This window comes from Tepidiphilus margaritifer DSM 15129, from assembly GCF_000425565.1.
In the GTDB taxonomy this organism is placed as follows: Bacteria; Pseudomonadota; Gammaproteobacteria; order Burkholderiales; family Rhodocyclaceae; genus Tepidiphilus; species Tepidiphilus margaritifer.
This window is the reverse complement of sequence record NZ_AUDR01000017.1, coordinates 107,051-130,227: the sequence shown is the minus strand read 5'-3', so window position 1 is coordinate 130,227 and position 23,177 is coordinate 107,051. Positions and strand designations below refer to the sequence as shown.

Annotated in this window: 22 protein-coding genes; 12 read left to right on the top strand and 10 right to left on the bottom strand. The window is 64.9% G+C overall.

The features are described 5' to 3' along the window. Nucleotides 1-26: 26 nt before the first annotated feature. Both H607_RS0107160 and H607_RS0107155 read left to right on the top strand, forming a co-directional pair. On the top strand, nucleotides 27-1,052 hold the full coding sequence (locus H607_RS0107160) for a diiron oxygenase (protein ID WP_028874871.1): 1,026 nt from the start codon (nucleotides 27-29) through the stop codon (nucleotides 1,050-1,052). A 120-nt stretch (nucleotides 1,053-1,172) separates the two neighbouring features. Next, complete coding sequence (locus H607_RS0107155) at nucleotides 1,173-2,225, top strand: 2Fe-2S iron-sulfur cluster-binding protein (RefSeq protein ID WP_028874870.1); 1,053 nt, start codon at nucleotides 1,173-1,175, stop codon at nucleotides 2,223-2,225. Nucleotides 2,226-2,247: 22 nt separating this feature from the next. On the opposite strand, the gene H607_RS0107150 is transcribed toward H607_RS0107155, so the two are convergent. From H607_RS0107150 to purN, 9 genes are all read right to left on the bottom strand, one after another. Next, nucleotides 2,248-2,475, bottom strand: a complete 228-nt coding sequence (locus H607_RS0107150) for a DUF2788 domain-containing protein (RefSeq protein WP_028874869.1) — start codon at nucleotides 2,473-2,475, stop codon at nucleotides 2,248-2,250. A 57-nt stretch (nucleotides 2,476-2,532) separates the two neighbouring features. Beyond that, entirely contained in the window at nucleotides 2,533-3,765 is a 1,233-nt protein-coding gene (locus tag H607_RS0107145; protein ID WP_028874868.1) for an argininosuccinate synthase, read from the bottom strand. 67 nt (nucleotides 3,766-3,832) lie between these two features. Next, complete coding sequence (argF, locus tag H607_RS0107140) at nucleotides 3,833-4,753, bottom strand: ornithine carbamoyltransferase (RefSeq protein WP_028874867.1); 921 nt, start codon at nucleotides 4,751-4,753, stop codon at nucleotides 3,833-3,835. 14 nt (nucleotides 4,754-4,767) lie between these two features. Next, nucleotides 4,768-5,946 carry an aspartate aminotransferase family protein gene (locus H607_RS0107135; RefSeq protein WP_028874866.1) on the bottom strand — a complete coding sequence of 393 codons (1,179 nt, stop codon included), beginning with the start codon at nucleotides 5,944-5,946 and terminating at the stop codon, nucleotides 4,768-4,770. 163 nt (nucleotides 5,947-6,109) lie between these two features. Continuing rightward, nucleotides 6,110-8,026: a propionate--CoA ligase gene (locus H607_RS0107130; protein WP_281168740.1), complete on the bottom strand. Its 1,917-nt coding sequence runs from the start codon at nucleotides 8,024-8,026 to the stop codon at nucleotides 6,110-6,112. A 129-nt stretch (nucleotides 8,027-8,155) separates the two neighbouring features. Continuing rightward, nucleotides 8,156-9,130, bottom strand: coding sequence for an oxidoreductase (locus H607_RS0107125; protein WP_028874864.1), 975 nt, complete (start codon nucleotides 9,128-9,130; stop codon nucleotides 8,156-8,158). 73 nt (nucleotides 9,131-9,203) lie between these two features. After that, nucleotides 9,204-10,550 carry an RsmB/NOP family class I SAM-dependent RNA methyltransferase gene (locus tag H607_RS0107120; RefSeq protein WP_037989932.1) on the bottom strand — a complete coding sequence of 449 codons (1,347 nt, stop codon included), beginning with the start codon at nucleotides 10,548-10,550 and terminating at the stop codon, nucleotides 9,204-9,206. Next, a complete protein-coding gene (locus H607_RS12115; RefSeq protein ID WP_051240743.1) occupies nucleotides 10,547-11,239 on the bottom strand; it encodes a DUF3108 domain-containing protein in 693 nt (230 codons plus the stop codon). Before H607_RS12115 ends, H607_RS0107120 begins: the two co-directional genes overlap by 4 nt. Next, nucleotides 11,236-11,886 (bottom strand): phosphoribosylglycinamide formyltransferase, encoded by a 651-nt coding sequence (gene purN / locus H607_RS0107110; RefSeq protein ID WP_028874862.1) that lies wholly within the window; start codon nucleotides 11,884-11,886, stop codon nucleotides 11,236-11,238. Before purN ends, H607_RS12115 begins: the two co-directional genes overlap by 4 nt. 62 nt (nucleotides 11,887-11,948) lie before the next feature. Between purN and mutL the strand changes: the two genes are divergently transcribed. The 3 genes from mutL (at nucleotide 11,949) to miaA (ending at nucleotide 16,405) form a co-directional block, all read left to right on the top strand. After that, on the top strand, nucleotides 11,949-13,838 hold the full coding sequence (gene mutL, locus H607_RS0107105) for a DNA mismatch repair endonuclease MutL (RefSeq protein ID WP_028874861.1): 1,890 nt from the start codon (nucleotides 11,949-11,951) through the stop codon (nucleotides 13,836-13,838). Nucleotides 13,839-14,080: 242 nt separating this feature from the next. After that, nucleotides 14,081-15,439 carry a lysine 2,3-aminomutase gene (locus H607_RS0107095; RefSeq protein ID WP_028874860.1) on the top strand — a complete coding sequence of 453 codons (1,359 nt, stop codon included), beginning with the start codon at nucleotides 14,081-14,083 and terminating at the stop codon, nucleotides 15,437-15,439. Between the two features lie 12 nt (nucleotides 15,440-15,451). After that, on the top strand, nucleotides 15,452-16,405 hold the full coding sequence (gene miaA, locus H607_RS0107090) for a tRNA (adenosine(37)-N6)-dimethylallyltransferase MiaA (RefSeq protein ID WP_083961976.1): 954 nt from the start codon (nucleotides 15,452-15,454) through the stop codon (nucleotides 16,403-16,405). Nucleotides 16,406-16,548: 143 nt separating this feature from the next. On the opposite strand, the gene purM is transcribed toward miaA, so the two are convergent. Continuing rightward, entirely contained in the window at nucleotides 16,549-17,613 is a 1,065-nt protein-coding gene (purM, locus tag H607_RS0107085) for a phosphoribosylformylglycinamidine cyclo-ligase (protein WP_028874858.1), read from the bottom strand. Nucleotides 17,614-17,737: 124 nt separating this feature from the next. Here purM and H607_RS0107080 point away from each other — a divergent pair, with 124 nt between their 5' ends. Genes H607_RS0107080 through H607_RS0107050 form a run of 7 tightly spaced genes read left to right on the top strand, consistent with a single transcriptional unit; the run spans nucleotide 17,738 to nucleotide 23,119 of the window. Continuing rightward, a complete protein-coding gene (locus tag H607_RS0107080; protein ID WP_028874857.1) occupies nucleotides 17,738-18,820 on the top strand; it encodes an AI-2E family transporter in 1,083 nt (360 codons plus the stop codon). Then, nucleotides 18,817-19,551, top strand: coding sequence for an HdaA/DnaA family protein (locus tag H607_RS12110; RefSeq protein WP_051240742.1), 735 nt, complete (start codon nucleotides 18,817-18,819; stop codon nucleotides 19,549-19,551). The genes H607_RS0107080 and H607_RS12110 overlap by 4 nt, the downstream gene beginning before the upstream one ends. Before the next feature lie 2 nt (nucleotides 19,552-19,553). Further along, nucleotides 19,554-20,249, top strand: a complete 696-nt coding sequence (locus tag H607_RS0107070; protein WP_028874856.1) for a histidinol-phosphatase — start codon at nucleotides 19,554-19,556, stop codon at nucleotides 20,247-20,249. Next, complete coding sequence (gene pcnB, locus H607_RS0107065; RefSeq protein WP_028874855.1) at nucleotides 20,246-21,622, top strand: polynucleotide adenylyltransferase PcnB; 1,377 nt, start codon at nucleotides 20,246-20,248, stop codon at nucleotides 21,620-21,622. Before H607_RS0107070 ends, pcnB begins: the two co-directional genes overlap by 4 nt. Then, nucleotides 21,619-22,119: a 2-amino-4-hydroxy-6-hydroxymethyldihydropteridine diphosphokinase gene (gene folK / locus H607_RS0107060; protein ID WP_028874854.1), complete on the top strand. Its 501-nt coding sequence runs from the start codon at nucleotides 21,619-21,621 to the stop codon at nucleotides 22,117-22,119. The genes pcnB and folK overlap by 4 nt, the downstream gene beginning before the upstream one ends. Next, complete coding sequence (locus H607_RS0107055; RefSeq protein ID WP_028874853.1) at nucleotides 22,116-22,478, top strand: DMT family protein; 363 nt, start codon at nucleotides 22,116-22,118, stop codon at nucleotides 22,476-22,478. Before folK ends, H607_RS0107055 begins: the two co-directional genes overlap by 4 nt. Nucleotides 22,479-22,480: 2 nt before the next feature. Beyond that, the gene (locus tag H607_RS0107050; RefSeq protein ID WP_028874852.1) at nucleotides 22,481-23,119 is read left to right on the top strand and encodes a deoxynucleoside kinase; all 639 of its coding nucleotides are present in this window, start codon (nucleotides 22,481-22,483) and stop codon (nucleotides 23,117-23,119) included. Nucleotides 23,120-23,177 lie beyond the last annotated feature (58 nt).

Sequence of the window (23,177 nt, the reverse complement as noted above, 5' to 3'; positions counted from 1 at the left end):
TCATCCACCCTAAAGGAGGCAACACCATGGCTCATCACGACAAACTTGCGCAACAAATGGAATTTCCGCCGCAAATCCAGCAACCCAACGTCTTCCCGCTGTCCTGGCACGCCAAGACGCAGAAAATGGAAGAAATCTGGGATGCGGCGCAACGTGAGGTCTGGGATCCGAAAAAACTCCCGTGGGACACGCTCGATGTCGAGTCCTACAGCTGGGAAGAACGCGAGGCGATCGCCTACTGGTGGACGCTGCTCTCCGTGTTCGACGCTTCCGCGCCCCCCGTTTTCGCCGCGGCGCTCATCAAGACCTATGAAGAACACGAAGAAGACCCGGTACGCCGCTGTTTCTTCTCGGTGACGCGCGACGAACAAAACCACGAGCAGATGTGCGGTCTGGCGATCACCAAATTGCTGGAGCACGACGATCCGCTCACTTATCAGCCCAAGACTGATCTGGGCAAGCGCCTGCAGAAAAACGCCATGTGGCTCTACTACAACGGTGGTCGCTACTGGAACGGGTACAAGAACGCCGTGCCGAAGTACTCTCTGGCCGTACTCTTCTCCTCCTTCCTCATGGGCGAGATCGCCGCGGCCACCATCTTCAAACAGATGCACGACAACAGCCGCGAGCTCGTCTTCAAGGAAGCCTTCCGTCACATCGGTCGCGACGAAGGGCGGCACATGGCGATCTGCCTGGCGCTGATGGAGCGCGACTATCCGCGGCTCGCCGCCGAAGACAAGGCGCTCGTCACCAAGCAGATCCGCGCCGGTTACCTCTTCCTGTCGGCGGTGCTCTTCGAGCCGCCGGAAGAGTTCTGGGACCTGCCCGCCGACTTCATCAAGAACCAGCGTGAAGGTGAAGAAGTCGCGCGTGGGGCCGGTTTCGGCATTCCCACCTATGAGGCGAAAAAAGAAAACTGGCGCAATGCCATGCTCAACCTCAAGGGCGTGCTGGCTCGCTACGACATCCCATTCCCCGCCATTCCGGAAGTCGGCATCGACGGCCAGGAAGTGACCGAAGTCGATATGGACTCGATCATCCCGGTCTTCTGAGCCTCGGCGGCCGCTTGCAGGGGCGGTCGCGCCAAGGCACACCGACCGCCGGTGTCCTCCACGGACCCCGGCGGTTTCGTCGACCGGGGAACCCATCACCCTTCAAGAGAACGAACCCGAATGAGCACCCTCATCAAACTGCATCCTTCCGGCCGCCAGATCGAATCCCGTCCCGGTGAGACCGTGCTGGAATCCCTCGAACGGGCGGGCTACGCACTGCCGAACAACTGCCGGGCCGGGGCCTGCGGCGAATGCAAGGTCAAGGTCCTATCCGGCCATTTCGACCAAGGGGTCGTGCTCGACATGGCCCTGTCGGCCGAAGAGCGCAAGCAGGGTTTCGGCCTCATGTGCATGGCCAAACCCCTCTCGCCCGAACTGGTGATCGAATGGGGCACGGCCGATGCCAAGCCGAAGCTCTTCCCGCCGCGCGAGAACCAGCGCTACACGGTGATCGACCGCGTGCCGCGCACGCCCCGCATCACCGAATTCCGCCTGCGGCCATTGGGACAACCGATGCGCTATTGGCCCGGCCAGTACGTCACGTTGAGCGACGTGGAAGGCAAGGTGCCGGCACGCTGCTATTCGATCGCCAATGCGCCGCGCCCCGACGGAGAGATCGCGCTGCAGATCACGCGCATCGAGGGCGGCGTCACCAGCGTCTGGATCCACGACCATCTGCAGATCGGCGACATCGTGCGCATCAACGGCCCCTACGGGACCTTCATCGGCGACCTGTCACTGGACACCCCCGTCCTGTGTCTGGCGGCCGGCTCGGGCCTGGCACCGATCCGTGCACTCACCGAAGCGGCGCTGCGCCGGGGCTACCGCAAACCCGTCACCCTGCTCTTCTCCGGCAAGACGAAGGAGGACATCTATGATCTCGGCCTGATGCGCTATTGGGAGACGAAGCACCGCAACTTCACCTTCAAGGCCACGCTCACGCAGGAACGCGATCCGCAGTGGCTGCACGGGCGTATCCCGCAGATCCTGCCTGATCTCTTCCCCACGCTGACGGGCTACAACGTATTCATCGCCGGCAGCCCGGCCTTCGTGGCCGATTGCAGCGCAGCGGTGAAAACCCTGGGGGCGGAGGAGTCGATGATCCACACCGAAGGCTACTTCGGCCAGGCGCAACCCTCGGTGGCGCCGGCCGAACAGCTCTTGAGCGCGTAGCGCGAGTCCGACCTGCCCGGGATCACTCGATCCCGAGCAGGTACTGGATCAGCCCTTTGGCCACGAAGCCGATGAAACCGAGCCCCAGCGCGAGAAAAAGCCAGAGGGTGCCGTACTTGCCGGCCTTGGACTTCCACGCCAGGTTGGCGATGATGAAGATCATGTAGAGGATGAAGGCCGGCACGAGGATCTTGAAGGCCAGGTCTTCGAGTTGGGGAAAAGTGAGTCCAAAAAGTACCGTGTCTTCCATGGGGATGCTCGCTTGGCCGGATTCATTGATCCGGCCAATTTATAAGTTGAAAGCAAATTAGACGCCGCGTTTCTTTTCGAGTTTCGCGGCGATGCGCAAGCGCAGGGCATTGAGACGGATGAACCCTTCGGCGTCTTTCTGGTTGTAGGCGCCGCGGTCGTCTTCGAAGGTGGCGATCGTCGGATCGAAGAGGGAGTCGGTGGGCGAGTCGCGTCCCACCACCATGACGCTGCCCTTGTAGAGCTTGACGCGCACCCAGCCGTTGACCGTCTGCTGGGTCGTGTCGATGAGGGCTTGGAGCGCGCGGCGCTCGGGGCTCCACCAGTAGCCGTTGTAGATCATCTCGGCGTAGCGCGGCATGAGCTGATCTTTCAGGTGCGCGACTTCCCGGTCGAGCGTGATCGACTCGATGGCGCGGTGCGCTTTCAGCAGGATCGTGCCGCCGGGCGTTTCGTAGCAGCCGCGGCTCTTCATGCCGACGTAGCGGTTCTCCACCAAATCGAGCCGGCCGATGCCGTGCTTGGAGCCGAGTTCGTTGAGCTTGGCAAGGAGCTCGTGCGGCCGCAGGCGCACGCCGTCGATGGCCACGAGATCGCCCTTCTCGAACTGCAGCTCGACGTACTGCGGTACATCCGGCGCTTTCTCGGGAGCCGTCGTCCAGCGCCACATGGATTCTTCCGGCTCGGCGGCCGGGTTTTCCAGGTGCCGCCCCTCGTAGCTGATGTGCAGGAGGTTTGCATCCATCGAGTAGGGCGAGCCGCCTTCGCGGTGTTTCATCTCGATGGGAATGCCGGCCTTCTCGGCGTAGGCGAGCAGTTTCTCGCGCGAGGTGAGGTCCCATTCGCGCCAGGGGGCGATCACTTTGATCTCGGGCATGAGGGCGTAGTAGCCGAGTTCGAAGCGCACCTGATCGTTGCCCTTGCCGGTGGCGCCGTGGGCCACGGCATCGGCCCCGGTGAGTTTGGCGATCTCGATCTGGCGCTTGGCGATCAAAGGCCGCGCGATGGAGGTGCCCAGCAGGTATTCCCCTTCATAGATCGTGTTGGCACGGAACATGGGGAAGACGAAGTCGCGCACGAATTCCTCGCGCAGATCGTCGATGTAGATGTTCTCGGGCTTGATGCCGAGCTTGAGCGCCTTTTGCCGCGCCGGCTCGAGCTCTTCGCCCTGCCCCAGGTCGGCGGTGAATGTGACTACCTCACAGCGATAGGTGTCTTGCAGCCACTTCAGGATCACGGAGGTATCGAGCCCCCCGGAATAGGCCAGTACCACTTTCTTGACTTCGCTCATCGTCCTTTCCCGTCGAACGTTCGCACACGATCCGGATGCGGGATGCACCGGATCCCCTAAATCCGCTTCAACCTTCCATCCGGCCGAGCACGAGATATTCCATCAGCGCTTTCTGCACGTGCAGGCGATTCTCCGCCTCGTCCCAGACCACGGACTGCGGCCCGTCGATCACCTCGGCCGTGACTTCCTCGCCGCGGTGCGCCGGCAGACAGTGCATGAAGAGCGCATCGGGTTTGGCCTGGGCCATCATCGCCGCGTCGACCTGCCAATCGGCGAACGCGCAGAGCCGGTCGTCGGTCTCGTGCTCGAAGCCCATGGAGGTCCACACGTCGGTGGTGACGAGATCCGCCCCGCGCGCGGCCTCCATCGGGTCGGCGAAACAGCGGTAGCGTCCCTCGGATGTGACGCCCGCCAACTGCGGATCGACCGTATAACCCGGTGGCGTGGAGACGTGCACGGTGAAATCGAGCACTTCGGCCGCCTGCAGCCAGGTGTGACACATGTTGTTCGCGTCCCCGATCCAGGCGACGGTCTTGCCGCGGATGGAGCCGCGGTGTTCGATGTAGGTATAGACGTCGGCGAGCACCTGGCAGGGATGGAACTCGTTGGTGAGCCCGTTGATCACCGGCACGCGCGAACGGGCGGCGAAGCGCTCGACGATTTCCTGCTCGAAGGTACGGATCATCACCAGATCGCTCATGCGGGAGATGACCTCGGCCGCATCCTCCACCGGTTCGCCGCGCCCGAGCTGGGAGTCGCGCGTGTTGAGATAGACCGCGAACCCGCCGAGCTGCTGGATGCCAGCCTCGAACGAGAGGCGGGTGCGCGTGCTCGCCTTCTCGAAGATCATCACCAGGGTGCGATCGAAGAGGGGGTGCCAGGGTTCGTAATTCTTGAACTTGCGCTTGATCCAGGCCGTACGCTCGAAGAGGTAGGCGTATTCGTCGACGCTGAAATCCTTGAACTGGAGATAATGTCTCGGCGGCATGGTGCTCCCTCCCTTCAATGACGGGCGACGAAACGCTCGATGAGCGGCACCAGGCGCTCGACGATCTGCTGTGCCTCCTCGATAGTGAGGATCAAGGGCGGCAGCAGACGAATGACGCGCTCGGCGGTAACGTTGATGAGCAAACCTGCTTCCAGCGCGTCGAGCACCAAAGCTGCGCAAGGACGGTCGAGCTCGACGCCGAGCATGAGCCCCTGACCGCGTACGCCCTTGACTTGGGGCAGGTGCGCCAGGCGCGCGGCGAGCGTCGCCTTGAGGTAACCGCCGACCCGGGCGGCGTTGTCGAGCAGTGCGTCGGTCTCGATCACGTCGAGCGTGGTAAGCCCGGCGGTGCAGGCGAGCGGATTGCCGCCGAAGGTGGAGCCGTGGTTGCCCGGGCCGAAGAGCCCCGCGGCCGGCCCGGCGGCGAGGCAGGCGCCGATGGGCACCCCCGAGCCCAACCCCTTGGCGAGCGTCATCACGTCGGGGCGCACCTCGCTCCATTGCCAGCCGAACCATTTGCCCGTGCGCCCCAGGCCGCATTGCACCTCGTCGCAGATCATCAGCAGGCCATGAGCATCGCACAAGGAACGCACGGCGCGCAGGTATTCGGGGTCGGCGAGCCGGATGCCGCCCTCGCCCTGGATGACTTCGAACATCACGGCCACCAGATCCGGCGTTTCGGCGATGAGTCGGGTGAGCGCGGCAACGTCACCGAAGGGCACACGCAGGAATCCCGGCACGAGCGGCTCGAAACCGAGCTGAGTCTTGACGTTGCCGGTGGCCGAGAGCGTCGCGAGGGTACGCCCATGGAACGCATGCTCCATCACGGCGATCTTGGGCGCGTCCACCTTCTTCACTTTGTGGCCGTAGAATCGCGCCAGTTTGATGGCGCATTCGTTGGCCTCCGCCCCCGAGTTGCCGAAGAAGACTTCGTCCATGCCGGAAAGCTCGCACAGGCGGTCGGCCAGACGCTCCTGCGCCGGGATGCGGTAGAGGTTGGAGGTGTGAATCACGGCCTTCGCCTGGCGGGCGATCGCTTCGACCAGACGCGGATGGCCGTGCCCCAACGTGGAGACGGCGATGCCAGCCAGCGCATCGAGGTAGGGTTTGCCTTGTTCGTCATAGAGCCAGACGCCTTCGCCGCGCACGAAAGCCACGGGCAGACGGGCGTAGGTATTCATCAGATGCGACATGCGTGACGCTCCCGCGAAATCCGGTTCTCCCGTGCAGCAAAAGGGGCGACCGGGTCAGGAAAAGCTTATGATCTTACGGGAAAGGCGCTTTTTTTGAAAGAGCACCCATAGCAAAAAGCGGCGCCACGCGGCGCCGCCGTTTTTCTTGCACGATCAAGGGCGCTCAGCTCTCGCGGATGGCCTCGGCGACCATCTCGAGGGTGTTGGCATCCTCGATGGTGGGAAGATCTCCAGGGTCGCGCCCTTCGGCGAGCGCCTGCAGCGAGCGGCGCAGCATCTTGCCCGAGCGCGTCTTGGGCAACCCTTGCACGAAGTAGACGCGATGTGGACGGGCGATGGCGCCGAGCAGCTCGTCGACGGTCTTTTTGACTTCTTCTTCGAGTACCCGACGGTCCTCGCGCGTGGCGATGCGCGACGGATCCTTGACCACGGCGAAGGCCACCGGCACCTGTCCTTTCACTTCGTCGTGCACCCCGACCACCGCCACTTCGGCGATCGCCGGATTGGCCTGGATCGCCTCCTCGATCTCGCGCGTACCGAGGCGGTGCCCCGCGACGTTGATGACGTCGTCGATGCGCCCGAGAATGGTGAGATAGCCGTTCTCGTCCCGGATGCCCCAGTCGGCGGTGGAATAGACCACCGGCTCGCGGAAGAGGCTGAAGTAGGTGGACACGAAGCGATCGTCCTGCCCCCAGACGGTACTCAGGCACCCCGGCGGCAGCGGCGGCACGATGCCGACGATGCCTTTTTCGTTGGGGCCGCACTCGGTGCCGTCTTCGCGGTAGACGTGCAGATCGTAGCCGTAGACCGGCAGACCGGGGGAGCCGTACTTGATGGGCAGATCTTCTTGCACCCCCCGGCACAGCGCGAGGATGGGCCAGCCGCTCTCGGTTTGCCAGTAGTTGTCGATCACAGGCACGCCCAGGGCTTCGTGGATCCAGCGGTGCGTGGTCTCGTCGAGCGGCTCGCCGGCAAGGAAGAAGTGCTTGAGCGAGGAAAGATCCCGCTTCATATAGGACGGGTCCTGCTTCTTGAGCACCCGCACGGCGGTCGGGGCCGAGAACATGACGTTGATGCGATATTTCTCCACCAAGCGCCACCAGATGCCCGGATCGGGACGCAAGGGCGTGCCCTCGTACATCACGGTGGCCATGCCGGCGAGCAGCGGCCCGTAGATGATGTAGCCGTGCCCGACCACCCAGCCGATGTCGGAGGTGCAGAACATCGTCTCGCCTTCGCCGCCGCAAAAGATGTGTTTCATCGAACTCGCGAGGGCCACGGCGTAGCCGCCGGTATCGCGCTGCACGCCTTTGGGCTTGCCGGTGGTGCCGGAGGTATAGAGGATGTAGCTCGGGTGCGTGGCATCGACCCATTCGACCGGCACGCGTGCTTCGCCCACTTCGTCGCGCAGGGTTGCATAGTCGAGGTCGCGCCCTTCGACGCGAGCGAAATCGGGGTCGAGCCCGCGATCGACGATGAGCACTTTCTCGGGGGGGAACTGGGCGAGCCGACAGGCTTCGTCGAGCAGATGCTTGTAGGGGATGACGTTGCCGTTGCGCATACCCGCTTCGGCGGTGACGACGAGCTTGGGTTTGGCATCGTCGATACGGGTGGCGAGCGAGGCAGCGGCAAAGCCGCCGAAGACGACCGAATGGATGGCGCCCAGGCGCACGCAGGCGAGCATGGCGAACGCGGCTTGCGGGATCATCGGCATGTAGATGAGCACCCGGTCGCCTTTCTCCACGCCGAGTTTGCGGTAAATCGCCGCCATGCGCTCGACCTCGCGCTGCAGCTCGCCGTAGGAGTAGGTTTTCTCTTCTCCGGTCTCGGTGGAAACGTAGATGAGTGCCGGTGCGTCGGGGCGTTTGGCGGCATGGCGATCGACGGCGTTGTAGCAGAGGTTGGTGAGCCCGCCCTTGAACCATTTGACGAAGGGGGGATTGCTGTAGTCGCAGATGACCTCTGGCGCTTTCTCCCAGTGGATGAACTGCGCCTGCTCGGCCCAGAAGGCGTCGCGATCCTCGATCGAGCGACGGTAGAAATCCTGATACTTGCCCATGTCCTCTCCCCGATGACGAATAAATTCCGGAACGACACCGTCCGGTCTTACGAAAGATGTCTATTATAAGACATGGTGTCAAAGGGGAAATCCCCGGCCTCGTCGTAAAAACCACGAAACCGGGGCGTTCTGGCACGAACGGGATGGGGCTTACTCGCCGCCGATGCGCACCACCGTGCGCCCTTTGGCGCGGCCGGCGATGAAGTCGTCGAAGGTGCCGGGCAATTCGTCGAGCGTGATGACGCGCGTGATCTCGCGCAGCTTTTTCGGTTTGAGGTCCGTAGCAAGCCGCTGCCAGACGATGCCGCGCGTCGGGAAACCGATATAGCCCGAATCCACCCCCAGCAGGCTCACGCCCCGCAGGATGAAGGGAAAGACCGTCGTCTCGAGCTTGGGCGAGGCGGCATTGCCGATGGAGGCCACCGTTCCGGCCTGTTTCATGGTGGCGAGCATCCAGTGCAGAATGGGGCCGCCGACGTTATCCACGGCGCCGGCCCAGCGGGATTTCTCCAGCGGCCGCGTGGCGGCGAAGTCGATGCTGTCGCGCAGCAGAATCTCGTCCGCCCCCAATTCTTGCAGATAGCCGCTCTCCTGCGCCTTGCCGGTGAGCGCCGTGACCCGATAGCCGCGCCCGGCGAGCATCTGGATGGCAAAGCCCCCTACCCCGCCGGTGGCGCCGCTCACCACCACCGGACCTTTTTCCGGCTCGAGGCCGTTGTCTTCCATGCGCTGGATGCCGAGCGCGGCGGTGAAACCGGCCGTGCCCAGTGCCATGGCCTCGAACAGATCCAATCCCTGCGGCAGCGGGATCACCCAGCCGGCAGGGATACGGGCGTATTCGGCATAGCCGCCGTGGTGCGACACGCCGATGTCGTAGCTGGTGGCGATGACCTTATCGCCGGGGCGAAAGCGCGGATCGCTCGACTCGAGCACCGTGCCCGAGAGGTCGATCCCGCCGATACAGGGAAAGCGCCGGATGATCTTGCCCTTGCCCGTGGCGGCGAGCGCATCCTTGAAGTTGATGCTCGAATAGGCCACACGGATGAGGACTTCGCCCGGATCGAGCACCTCGAAGCCGACCTCCTCGATGCCGGAGCGGACCACCCCATTCTCTTCGCGGATCATGAGGCATTTGAATTTTGCGGGTAATTGTCGTTCTTGCGTCATGGCGACTCCTCCTTCGTGAGTAAATCGGGCCTCAGGGCGAGGCGTTGCGCGCGAGCACGGCGGCGAAGAAGCCGTCGGTGCCGTGTACGTGGGGCGCGAGGCGCAACACCATGGGGCTGAAGCGATCGACCAGCGCCTCGGCCGTCGGGACCTCCCAGCGGGGAATCTGCTCGGGCACCCCCGACTTGAAGAGCAGCGGCAGAGGATCGAGCAGAGAAAACCGCGAATCCTGCGCAAGGAACGTTTCGAGTACCGACTCGTTTTCCTCGGGCAAGAGGCTGCAGGTGACGTAGACCAAATGCCCCCCGGGGCGTACCAAGCGTGCCGCGGCCTGCAGGATGGCGCGCTGCTTAGCGACGAGCTCCTCGACGAGCGCCGGGTGCTGCCGCCACTTGAGGTCCGGATTGCGCCGCAGCGTCCCCAGGCCAGAACAGGGCGCATCCACCAGCACGCGATCGGCCTTACCGGCCAGCCGATCGAGCCGCTCGTCGTTCTCGTGCGCGAGCACCATGGGCTGCACGTTGGTGAGCCCGGAGCGCACGAGCCGCGGTTTGAGCTTGGCGAGCCGCCCGGCGGAGACATCGAAGGCGTAGACCTGGCCGGTATTGCGCAGCGCCGCCGCGAGCTGCAGCGTCTTGCCGCCGGCCCCGGCACAGAAGTCGACCACCGTCTGGCCTCGGCGGGGGGCCACGAGCAGGGTCACGAGTTGGCTCCCCTCGTCCTGCACTTCGAACATCCCTTCTTGAAAGAAGGGATGGGTATGCAGCGCCGGTTTTCCTTGCACGCGAATGCCGAGCGGCGAGAACGGGGTTGGATCGCAGTCGATGCCGTCGGCCTGCAGCCGCGCGAGCACCGCCTCGCGCGTCGTCCGCCACGAGTTGACGCGCAGATCGAGTGGGGCCGGTCGGTTCGAGGCCGCGAGCAGCGCTTCGGTTTCCTGCGGACCATAAGCGGCATCGAGCCGTTCGATGAGCCAGTCGGGCGCATCGAGCCGCTCGGCGCGCGAGAGCACTGGCGCGACCGCCTTGCGTTCGGCAAGCCAGGCGCGCTCCCCTTTCTCCAACCAGGGCTCGAGGCGGGCGAGCGACCAGCCTTCGCCGCGCACGAGCCAGGCGAGCAGCAGCGCACGCGGATTCGTACGCCCGGCCCAGGCTTCCAGACTGCGTCGATGCCGCAATACGGCATAGACGCGCTCGGCGATCTCGCCACGATCGCGCTGCCCCAAGTGGGGCCGCTCGCGGAAGAAGCGCGACAAGACGGTGTCGGCCGGGCGCTCGAAGCGCAGCGCCTCGGCGAGCGCCGCCACCGCCTCGCTCAGCCAGGGGGCACGCGGCGCGGTTTCGCCCGATGGGGCCTTTCGGCGACGGGAAGCACTCACGGCTGCAACCAATGATCGAACACGCCGTCTTCGGATTCGATGAGCAGGCGCACCGGTCGCGACACCGGTTCGGACTGCCACCACACGGTCATGGCGAAGTCGCCGCTGTCGGTGCGCGCCGTGATGCGCTGCACCGGAATCTCACCCAGCCCTTCCACTTTGAGACGCTCCAGCTGCGGCTCGACGCGGTAGCTCGCCTGCTTGATGCGCTTGCCGGTGACCACGGCGAGTTTTCCTTCCCGCGGCCCTTTCTGCCGTAGGAAGCCGAGCTGGTGCATCAGCGAGAGATAATCCTGCTCGTGGTCGGTGAGCGGCAACTCCGCCGTCTGCCCCTTGCGCGTGGTCCGCACTTTACGGGCATTCCAGTCGAAATCGAGCAACTCGGGCGGCTTGCCCTGTCGCTGACGCTCGTAGTGCAGCGGGTGAAAACCCGTCTTCGCGTCCCAGGTGCCGTTGCTCGTGCGTTTCTCATTGACCTGGGCGACCAGCGCGACCAAACCGGTGGTTTGTAATTGCAGGGTCATGGCGTAGCGCCCGTCGTCGTTCAGCGTCCAGCTCAGATCAGCCTGTCCGATCTGGACCCCCCCTTCGCCGCTCAGCACGCGATAGACGAGCCGTTGCGACTCGGCGGCAAAGGAGGATGCCGCAACGAACAATCCCATGAGAAAAAGAATTTTTTTCAGCATCATGCCTCCAACGGCGGCCAAACGAGGGCCGTTTCCTGGTCACTGGCCGGCAATCCCTGCAGCACCACGCACCCCTCGGGCGTGAGCCTCAGGCGATCCTCGACGAACCAGCGCACCGCTTGCGGATAGATACGGTGTTCCTGCACGAGCACCCGCGCGGCCAGCGTCTCAGGGGTATCGTCGGGCAGCACCGGCACCGCCGCCTGCACGACGATGGGCCCGTGATCGAGCGCCGGGGTAACGAAATGCACCGTGGCCCCGTGCACGCGGCACCCTTCCTGCAGCGCTCGCTCGTGCGTGTGCAGCCCTGGGAAAGCGGGCAGCAGCGAGGGGTGGATATTGAGCATCCGCCCTTCGTAGCGGCGCACGAACGCCTCTCCCAGCACGCGCATGAAGCCGGCGAGCACCACCAGATCGGGCGAGAACGCGTCGATCGCCTGGGCGAGCGCCGTATCGAACGCCTCGCGCGAGGGGTGGGCTTTGTGATCGACCACCGCCGTGGCGATGCCGTGGCGCCGGGCGAATTCGAGACCGGCGGCCTCGGGGCGGTTGCTGATCACCGCCGCGATGCGTGCGCCCGGAATGGCGGCGCGCACGATCGCCTCCATGTTGCTGCCGCGGCCGGAAATGAGGATCACCACATTGCGCACGCTTGCTCCTTTCACGCCGGCTTCACGATAAACTTGGATTGTAGCGTTTACCGCCGAGCCCCATGTCCCGTATCCACCTGCTGCCCGATGCCCTCATCAACCAGATCGCCGCCGGCGAAGTCGTCGAACGTCCCGCCTCTCTCGTCAAAGAGTTGGTCGAGAATGCGCTCGATGCCGGTGCCTGCGCCGTGGAGGTGACGCTCGAGCAGGGCGGCGTGCGCCGCGTCCGGGTCAAGGACGACGGCCACGGCATCGCGCGCGAGGAGCTCGCGCTCGCGGTCATGCGCCACGCCACGAGCAAGCTGCACACCGCCGAAGACCTGGAGCGCATCGCCACGATGGGTTTTCGCGGAGAAGCGCTCGCGGCGATCGCCTCCGTCTGCCGGCTCACGATCACCTCGCGCGCCCGGGGCAGCGAGCACGCCTGGCGCTTCGATGCCGTGAGCGGCGAACTCGCGCCGGCGGCGCTGGAATCCGGCACGGTGATCGACTGCACCGACCTTTACTACAACACGCCGGCACGGCGCAAGTTCCTCAAGAGTGAATCCACCGAATACGCACACTGTGAGGAAGCCCTGCGGCGCGTGGCCTTGGCGCGCCCGGAAGTCGCCTTTGCGCTCAGCCACAACGCCCGCAGCGTGCTGCATCTCAAGCCGGGCACCCCCCAGGAGCGGCTCGCCGCCCTGCTCGGAGAGAAGTTCGTCGAGCACAGTCGCCCCATAGAAGCCGCAGCCGGGCCAGTACGGCTTTTCGGGCGGGTGATCGAACCGCGGCATGCCGGGGAGAATCGTCCGCTGCAATACTGGTTCGTCAACGGCCGCTTCGTGCGCGACCGCATGCTCAACCAGGCGCTGCGCCAAGCCTACGCCGACGTCCTGCATGGATCACGCCAGCCCGCCTTCGCTCTCTTCCTCACCATCGACCCCGCGCTCGTCGACGTCAACGTCCATCCGGCCAAGATCGAGGTGCGCTTCCGCGATTCGCAGGCGGTGTTCCGTTTCGTGCTCGACGCGGTGCGCCGGGCGCTGGCGCCGAGCCGCATCGTCCTCGAGCAGGAGCAAAACGATGGGGGTGAAGCGGCGGCTGCCCCGAGCGAATCGCCCCCATCGCGGCAACCCAGTCTATCCTATACCGCGCCGCGCGACGCTCCCGGCTCGCGTACGCCCACCTATCCCGCTGCCTTTCCTTCCGCTCCCGCCGGTTCGCGTGTGCACGATGCCGCCGCCGAGGCCGCTTATCTCGCCTTCGCTCGGGCTGCGCTCGCGCCGACACAGGGAATGACCGAAACATCATTCGCGGCGCGCGCCAAGGCGAGCCCATTCGACGCCCCTGCCCCTACCGCCGAGTTCGCGTCCGACGATGCCATGGCCACGCCGCCGCTGGGCTATGCGCTCGCACAACTACACGGAATCTATCTGCTCGCGCAAAACGCCGCCGGGCTCGTGCTCGTCGACATCCACGCCGCGCACGAACGCATCCTCTACGAACGGCTCAAAGAGGCATGGGATCGCACGCCGAACGTGCAGCGCCTACTCGTGCCGCTCGTGCTCGCGGTCGATGCTCGGGAATACGCCACCTGGGACGAGCACCGCAGCACGCTCGAGCGCCTGGGCTTTGACATCGGCGCCCTCGGGCCTGGGCAACTGGCCGTGCGCTCGGCGCCGGCTCTCCTCGCCCAAGGCGCGCTGGAACCCTTGGTGCGCGCCCTGCTGCACGAACTTTCCGAGATGCCGCAAAGCCTTGCCGTCGAATCATTCCGTGATAAGATTCTGGCGACGATGGCCTGTCATGGGGCCGTACGGGCCAACCGCCCGCTCACGGTCCCCGAGATGAACGCGCTCCTGCGTGCCATGGAGCGCACCGAACGCAGCGACCAGTGCAATCATGGTCGCCCCACTTGGGTGCAATTGAGCCTCACCGAGCTCGACCGCTTGTTCCTGCGCGGACGCTGATCCCGCACTCCGACACACCGCACCCTTTTACACCGCGCCGATTCCCGCTCACATCGGCGCCCTCTTGTTACACTCATTTGTCATAATCGGAAAGGAGGTGATGCCAAGAAAAGCGTCTGGGTTCGTGATCCGAACCGAGCGAGGCTGTCGATTCCCCGGAATCGGCCGTCACGAAGAGACCATCGACCGTCTTCCCCCTGAAATCATAGGGCGATGCGCGGTCCCCAACGCAGGAGAACGCCATGAATGCGATCCATTTCGATTCACATACCCTCCCTACTTTCGAAGTTTACACAGCCAGAGATCTCGACCGCATCCCTCAACTCCAACGTCTTCCGGATCAGATGCGATTCGAGATGAAAATCGTCTCGGCCGTCTTGCCCTTTCGCGTCAATCGCTACGTGGTAGAGCACCTAATCGACTGGGATGCAGTGCCCCACGATCCCATATTCCAACTGACATTCCCTCAGCGGGGCATGCTTGCGCCAGCCCACTTCGACATGCTTGCCAAGGCGTTGCAAAACAGGACCTCTCCTTCCCAATGGGAAGCAACGATCCAGCGCATCCGTCGCGAACTCAATCCCCACCCGGCGGGGCAAATGGAGCTCAACGTCCCTCGTGACGATGAAGGGAATCCCATTGAGGGCTTACAGCACAAGTACCCGGAAACGGTGCTCTTTTTCCCGGCTCAAGGGCAAACCTGCCACAGCTATTGCACCTTCTGCTTTCGCTGGGCCCAATTCGTGGGCGACAAGACGCTGCGCATCGCCACATCACAGGCGCGTCAGCTCACCGAATACCTGCGCCGTCACCCCGAGGTCACCGACGTGCTCTTCACCGGGGGCGACCCGATGGTGATGAAAACCGCCCATCTCGCCGCCTACCTCGAACCGCTGCTCACCCCAGAATTCGCCCACATTCGCAGCATACGCATTGGGACCAAGGCGCTCACCTTTTGGCCATTCCGCTTTCTCGACCCCAACGAAGGCGATGCACTGATGCGGCTCTTCGAGCGGGTCATGGCGGCAGGCAAACACCTTGCCATCATGGCACATGTCAACCATTGGCGCGAACTTCAAGCCGAACCGACCCTGCTCGCGATCGAACGCTTGCGCACCACGGGGGTGATGCTGCGCGCTCAAGCCCCTTTGATTCGCCACATCAACGACGACCCTCAAATATGGGCGAAGCTGTGGCAAAAAGAGGTAGAGTTGGGCATCATTCCCTACTACATGTTTGTAGAGCGTGACACCGGTGCCAAGTCGCACTTCGCCGTCACGCTTGCCCGAGCCTGGGAAATCTATCGGCAAGCAGCCAGCCGCGTCTCCGGACTCGCACGCACGGTGCGCGGCCCCAGCATGTCCGCCTCGCCGGGCAAAGTGGAAATCCTAGGAGTAAGCACGATAGCAGGAGAAAAGGTCTTCAGCCTGCGTTTCCTACAGGCACGCAACCCCCGATGGACCTATCGACCTTTCTATGCCCAATTCGATGCCTCGGCGACGTGGCTCGATCACCTCAAGCCCGCCTTCGGAGAATCGGAGTGGTTTTGGCATGACGAGTACCGGCGCATGATCACCCAGCGCCAGGCTCGAGCCGCCTGAGGAAACATCGAGATGAGCGCGAAGAACGGGTGTTGCCGCATCCCCTGGCTGCTCGGCCCCACGGCCAGCGGCAAGACCGCCTTCGCGCTCGCGCTCGCCGAACGTTTTCCGCTCGATATCGTCAGCGTCGACTCGGCCCTGGTCTATCGCGGCATGGACATCGGCACCGCCAAACCGACCATGCAGGAGCGCGCGCGCGTGCCGCACCACCTGCTCGACCTCGTCGAGCCGGAAGAAGCCTATGGGGCGGCGCGCTTTCTCGCCGATGCGCTCGCGGCGATCGGGGAAATCCTTGCCCGCGGACGGCTGCCGCTGCTGGTGGGCGGCACCATGCTCTACTTCAAGGCGCTGCGCGAAGGTCTTTCCGACCTCCCGCCAGCCGACCCTCGACTGCGCGCCGAGATCGACGCACGCGCTACACGCGAAGGCTGGCCGGCGCTCCACGCCGAGCTCGCCCGCCTCGACCCGCAGGCCGCCGCCCGGCTCGCGCCCACCGATGCGCAGCGCATCCAGCGCGCGCTCGAGATCGTCCTTCTCACGGGCGAACCGCTCGCCGCGCGCTACGCCCGCCGCCCCCCGGCCGCCCACGGTTACCGCTGGCTGCCGCTCGCGCTCGTACCCACGGATCGGGCACGGCTGCACGAGCGCATCGCCGAGCGCTTCCACGCGATGCTGCACGCTGGATTCATCGAGGAAGTGATGCGGCTGCGGCAGCGTCCAAATCTCACCCTCGCCCACCCGTCCATGCGTGCGGTTGGCTACCGCCAGGTCTGGCAGTACCTCGAAGGTACGATGGACCGCGAAGCGATGATCGAAGCCGGCATCGCCGCCACGCGGCAACTGGCCAAACGCCAACTCACGTGGCTGCGCCAGTTCGGCGAAACCTGGCCCGAGCTGCGCCGTTTCGATCCCTTCGCCCCGGACACGCCACGGCGTCTGGCCGCGGCGCTGGAGGAGATGCGTTAGGGAAACGCTGAAGAAATGAGCGAGCGGGATGAAGCGCAAGGCGCACGGAGCGCAGCGACCGAGACATATCGAGTGAATAGGCGAGGGAGCGAGCACCGCGCAACGCAGCGATTCGCCCGCGCAGCCAATTATTCAGCGTTTCCTTAGGCCGGAGAGCCCACGATACGTGCCTGCGGCTCATCCCCCACGCGCGGCACCACCTCGCCGATACGATAAACCGTCTCGCCCTGCGCACGCAGCAGTTCTTCTGCCGCCCCGGCCTTTTCGGGTGCGACCACGAGCACCATGCCAATGCCGCAGTTGAAGACGCGCGTCATCTCGGCCTCGGTCACCTCGCCCTGCTCCTGCAGCCAGCGAAAGAGGGCCGGCCGGGGCCAACTGCCCAGATCGATGTGGGCGGCGAGCGGTTCTGGCAGGATACGCGGTACGTTCTCCCTGAGCCCACCGCCCGTGATGTGCGCAAGCCCCTTGAGCGCACCGGGCAGCTCGCGCAGCAACTCGAGCACACTGCGCACGTAGATGCGGGTAGGCGCCATCAGCGCCTCGCGCAGCGGCGTGCCATCGAGCACGAGTTCGGCATCGCGCGCCGCATCCACGCCGTAGCCTGCCTTGGCGAGCACGCGGCGGATGAGAGAATAGCCGTTCGAGTGCGCACCGCTGGAAGCCAAGCCCAAAACCACGTCGCCGACGGCAATGCGCGAACCATCGAGGATGGCCTCGCGCTCGACCGCCCCGACGGCGAATCCGGCCAGGTCGTACTCCCCTTCGGGGTACATGTCGGGCATCTCGGCCGTCTCGCCGCCGATCAGCGCGCAGCCGGCGAGTTCACAACCACGCGCAATGCCGGCCACCACCCGCGCCGCCACCTCGACATCGAGCTTGCCACAGGCGAAATAATCGAGGAAGAAGAGCGGCTCTGCTCCTTGGACGAGGATGTCGTTCACGCTCATCGCCACCAGATCCTGCCCCACTCCGTCGTGCATCCCCCAGGCAAAGGCGAGTTTGAGCTTGGTACCCACCCCATCGGTGCCGGAAACGAGGACGGGATCGCGATAGCGCCCGCCGAGCGCGAAGAGCGCTCCGAAGCCGCCGATTCCGGCGAGCACTTCCGGGCGCATGGTGCGCGCCGCCAAGGGTTTGATGCGTTCGACCAGGGCATCGCCCGCGTCGATATCCACTCCGGCATCCCGATACGTCAGTCCCGTCACAGCGACTCCTCTTGCTCAGCTTCCGGTTCCCCGGCGATAATTGACACCTATATATCACAAACAAGGCGGTCGTTCCGACCGAACCCTCGCATATGGCGCACGACGCAAAATTGTACGATACCGCATGAACGGCGCACCCTCCTCCCGCGCAGAATTTTGGCTGTGGGGCGGATGTGCGGCAATCCTCGCGCTCCTGCTCTACTCTCTGCTGCCCGTGCTCACGCCGTTCATCGTCGGCGCGGTGCTCGCTTACATTTGCGGCCCCGTCACCGACCGGCTCGCGGCGCTGAGTCTGCCGCGCAGCGTGGCGGCCTGGCTCACCATCCTCGCCGTCGGGCTCGTACTCGTGGCCGTCGTCTTGCTCGTGCTCCCCATTTTCTGGCGCCAGATCGCGGTTTTCATCCAGCAGCTACCCGACCTGCTGGGGCGGCTCGACGCCCTCTTGCAGGACCTGGGGCGACGAATCGGCGTCGACGTCGATCGCATCGATCCGGAATTCGTGCGCGACTGGCTCAAGGAACACTGGGCGAGCGCCCAGAACTGGCTGCTGGTGCTGCTGGGCAAGCTCAAGAGCGGCGGCGCCGTGCTCGTGGGCACGCTCATCGACCTCGCCCTCATCCCCCTGGTGATGTTCTATCTGCTGGTGGAGGCACCGCGCCTGCGCCGCTCGCTGCTGCGTCTGCTACCACGGCACTGTCAGCAACCCGTTGCGAAAAAGATGCGCGGCATCGATCGGGTACTCGCCGAATTCCTGCGCGGGCAGCTGTCGGTGATGGTTGCGCTTGCGCTCTACTACAGCATCGCACTCACGCTCGCCGGTCTCAATTTCGCCCTGCCCATCGGCGTCATCACCGGGCTCGTCGCCTTCATCCCCTATGTGGGTTTCGGCACGGGAGTGACGCTCGCCACCCTTGCCACCCTGCTACAAGGCCCCGAGACCAGTCTCGTCGTTCCCGTGGTCCTCGTCTTTTCCTTCGGGCAACTGCTCGAATCGTACGTGCTCACACCCTACCTGGTGGGCGAACGCATCGGATTGCACCCCTTGGCAGTAATTTTCGTATTGATGGCTTTCGCTCATTGGTTCGGCTTCGTCGGCATGCTCATCGCACTGCCCACCGGCGCGGTGCTGCTCGTGGTGTTGCGCGATCTGCTCGCGGCATGGAAACGCAGCGGCCTCTACCGCGGTCGCCCGGGAGGAAACACGTGAGCACCCAGCTCGTGTTCGACTTCTTCGACGACGCGGTGCCGACTTTCGAGCATACCGTGATCGGACGCAACGCGGAACTGGTGGCAACGCTGCAGACGCTGGTGCAGACGCGAAACGGCAATCCCCTGCCCGTCCCGCATCTCTACCTCTGGGGCGAGCCGGGAAGCGGCCGCACGCATCTTTTGATCGCCACCGCCGAGTTTGCCCAGCGCCACGCGCGCCCCGTGCATTATCTCGCAGCGGAGCATTTCGCCGGCGAGACGCTGCCGGAGACACCCGACGCGATCTTGCTCATCGACGACGTACAGCGCGCCGATCCCAGTCTGCAACATGCGCTCTTCAACGCCTACAATCGCGCGCGCGAACTCAGGCAGCGGCTCGTGGTGAGCGGCGACGCCCCGCCGCTGCGACTGGCGCTGCGCGAGGATCTGCGCACCCGCATCGGCCAGAGTCTCGTGTTTCACGTCGAGCCGCTCGACGACGTCCAGCGGCTCGGCTTTCTGCAACAGTGGGCCAGGGCGCGAGGCATGCGGCTCGAACACGACGTGGCGACTTACGTGCTGCATCGTATCGATCGCAACCCACGGCGGCTGGCCGCCTTCGTTGCGGCGCTCGACCGGCGCTCGCTCGAGCGGCAACGTCCCGTGACCGTCGCTCTCGCGCGCGAGGTGCTTACCGAACTGGAAGCGGAACCACCACAGGATGCATCCAGTCTATCGACCAAGGAATGACAGTGAATCTCACGCTTTTCGATCTGGACAATACCTTGCTTGCCGGCGACTCGGATTTCGAGTGGGCACAATTCCTGATCCGCAAAGGGCTGGTCGACGCCGAGCTCCATGAAGCAAAGAATGCCGAATTTTACGCCCAGTATCAGGCCGGCACGCTCGACATCAACGCGTTTCTCGATTTCCAGCTCGCCCCGCTCGCGCGCCACGAACGCCGCGAGCTGGAGGCGTTGCACGCCGAATTCATGCGCGACGTGATCAAACCCATGATGACGCCGGCGGCCAAAGCCTTGGTGCGCGAGCATCTGGCCGCGGGCGACGTAGTGGCGATCGTCACCGCCACCAATGCTTTCGTCACCGGCCCGATCGCGCGCGCTTTCGGGATCTGCCACCTCATCGCCACCATCCCCGAGCAGCGCGACGGGCAGTTTACCGGCCGCTGCCGCGGAACGCCGGCCTTCCAGGCGGGCAAGATCGCGCGCGTCGAATCCTGGCTCGAATCACTGGGGTTATGGTGGTCGAGCTTCGCGCGCACCACCTTTTACAGCGACTCGCACAACGACCTCCCCTTGCTCGAACGCGTCGCCGACCCCGTCGCCGTCGATCCGGACGAGCGGCTGCGCGCGCACGCGCTTCGCCACGGCTGGCGCATCCTGTCGCTACGCCAAGCCGAGCCTTCCTCGGTCACGAGACATCCATGATCCGCAAACTCATCAAAAAAGTCATCGCCAAAGTCACCAAACCGAGCGCCTCGTCGCCGGCCGTTTTACCGGCCGCGCGCTACGGCATCACCCCTGAGCACATCTCCCCCGGCGCCCGCCTCGTGTGCGAGACGCTGCAACGCCACGGCCATCAGGCTTACGTCGTGGGCGGCGCGGTGCGCGATCTGCTCTTGTCGCGTACGCCCAAAGACTTCGACGTCGCCACCGACGCCCACCCCGAGCAGGTGCGTGCCCTTTTTCGCCGTGCCCACATCATCGGGCGCCGCTTCAAGATCGTGCACGTCTACCACGGCAAGGAAACGGTGGAAGTCACCACCTTCCGCGGCCTGGTCGACCCCGACCGCGCCCCCGTGGATGCACACGGCAGACTCCTTGACGACAACGTGTTTGGCACGCACGCCGAGGACGCCCAGCGGCGCGACTTCACCATCAATGCCCTCTACTACGATCCAATGGCGGGCGTGCTGCACGACTTTCACCATGGCGTGGGCGACATCGAGGCGCGTACCCTGCGCGTGATCGGCGATCCCGAGCAACGCTATCGCGAAGATCCGGTGCGCATGCTGCGCGCCGTGCGGCTCGCCGCCAAGCTCGATCTCCTGATCGACCCGGCCGCCCGCGCTCCCATCCGGCGCCTCGCCCCGCTCCTGGAGAACGTCCCGCCGGCGCGGCTCTTCGACGAGATCGTAAAGATTCTCACCTCGGGTTATGCGCTCGCCTGCCTCGAGCGGCTGCGCGAGGAGGGCTTGCACGGCGAGCTGCTGCCGGTACTCGACCTGGTCTTCGCGCATCCGAGCGGCGAGCGCTTCGTGCGCCTCGCCCTGGAAGACAGCGACCGACGCATCCGCGAGGGCAAGAGCGCCTCGCCTGCCTTCAGCTTCGCCGCCCTGCTGTGGCCGCGCGTACTCGAAGAATGGCGCCGGCGCCAGGCTCAGGGCGAACCGGTCTTCCCTGCCCTGGAAGCCGCGATGGACACCGTGCTGGAAACGCAGGCCGAGTCGCTGGCGATCACGCGCAAACTCGCCGGCGACATCCGTGAGCTGTGGATGATGCAGCCGCGCTTCGAGCGGCGCGCCGGCAAGGCCCCTTATCGCCTCGTCGAGCAGCCGCGCTACCGCGCCGGCTGGGATTTCCTCTCGCTGCGCGCCAAGGCAGGGGAAGTGCCGGAAGAGCTCCCACGCTGGTGGCAGCGCTTCGCCTACGGCAGCGAAGCCGAGCGCACGGCGCTGCTACAGGAAGCACGCACCACCGGCGAAACACCGGCCAAACGCAAGCGCCGCCGCCGGCCGCGCAAGGCGAAATCGGCCGTGCGCGAGATGACTGGGATCACCCCCACGCCGGATGCGCCATGAATCCCGTGCTTGCCTACGTCGCGCTCGGAGCCAATCTCGGCGACGCCGAAACCACGGTACGCGCGGCGATCTCGGCCTTGGGACGATTGCCCGACACGCGCCTCGTCGCCGCCTCCTCGCTCTATCGCACCGCGCCGCTCGACGTTCCCGAGCCGCAGCCGGATTACATCAACGCCGTGGCGCGCGTGGCGACGACGCTGCCGCCGGAATCCTTGCTCGACGAGCTCCTCGCGCTGGAAGCGCGCTTCGGCCGCGTCCGCCCCTACCGCTGGGCGCCGCGCGCGCTCGATCTCGACCTGCTGCTCTATGGCGGCGTCGTGCTCGACACGCCCCACCTCACCCTGCCCCATCCTCGGTTACACCAACGCGCCTTCGTGCTCGACCCCTTGCTCGAACTCGATCCCACTCTGGAAGCGCCGGGATTGGGACCGCTGTCGCTCTGGCGCGAGCGTTTGCGCGATCAAGACATCGAACGCCTCCAGCCCCATCCCGCATGAACGCGCTCTCTCACCTCCCTCTCTGGCTGCAAACGGCGCTGCTGCTTTCCGCTTCCAACCTCTTCATGACTTTTGCCTGGTACGGCCATCTCAAGCATCTGGCCGACCGGCCGTGGTGGTTCGCCGCCCTGGTTTCCTGGGGCATTGCCTTTTTCGAGTATATGCTGCAGGTGCCGGCCAACCGCATCGGTGCCCAGGCGCTCGCCCTGCCGCAGTTGAAGCTGATGCAGGAAGTCATCACGCTCGCCGTGTTCGTGCCGTTTGCCGTCTTCTACATGAAGCAACCGCTCAAGCTCGACTATCTCTGGGCCGCGTGCTGTCTGCTCGGCGCCGTCTATTTCACCTTCCGGACGACCTGACCATGCTCGACAAGGCCCGCTACCTCGTCATCGAAGGACCGATCGGCTGCGGCAAGACGCGGCTCGCGCAAAAGCTCGCCGAAACGCTCGCCCTGCAACTGGTGCAGGAAGCGCCCGAGCGCAATCCCTTCATCGGTCGGTTCTATCAATACCGCGAACGATGGGCCTTGCCGCTTCAGCTCGACTTTCTCTTCCAGCGAATCGGGGCGCTCTCGTCCGTGGCCCAGATGCTCGCCGCCGGACAGCGCGTGGTGAGTGACTTCATGCTGCAGAAAGACCCTCTCTTCGCCGAGCTCAACCTCGAGGCGGACGAATACGCCCTCTATCGACGCATCCATGAGCGGATCGTACCCGCGAATCTGCCAAAGCCCGATCTCGTCATCTACCTGCAGGCGCGCCCCGAAACGCTGGCCGAACGCGTCGAGCGTCGCGCCTGGGCGGCCGAGCGCGGCATCACGCTCGATTACCTCACCGACGTCTGCGCCGCCTATGCCCGTTTCTTCTACGATTACAGCGCCTCCCCCTTGTTCATCCTGGATGCGGAAGTGCTCGACCCCATCCACGAATCGGGCGACTTCGCCCTGGTGCTCGAACGCCTGCGCGGAATGCGCAGCCACCGCGAGTATTTCGGCTACGCCTGAGCGGCGCGGGTTGTGCGCCGCGATGAAATGCGCCACAATCGCCCGCATTCCCGTTGTA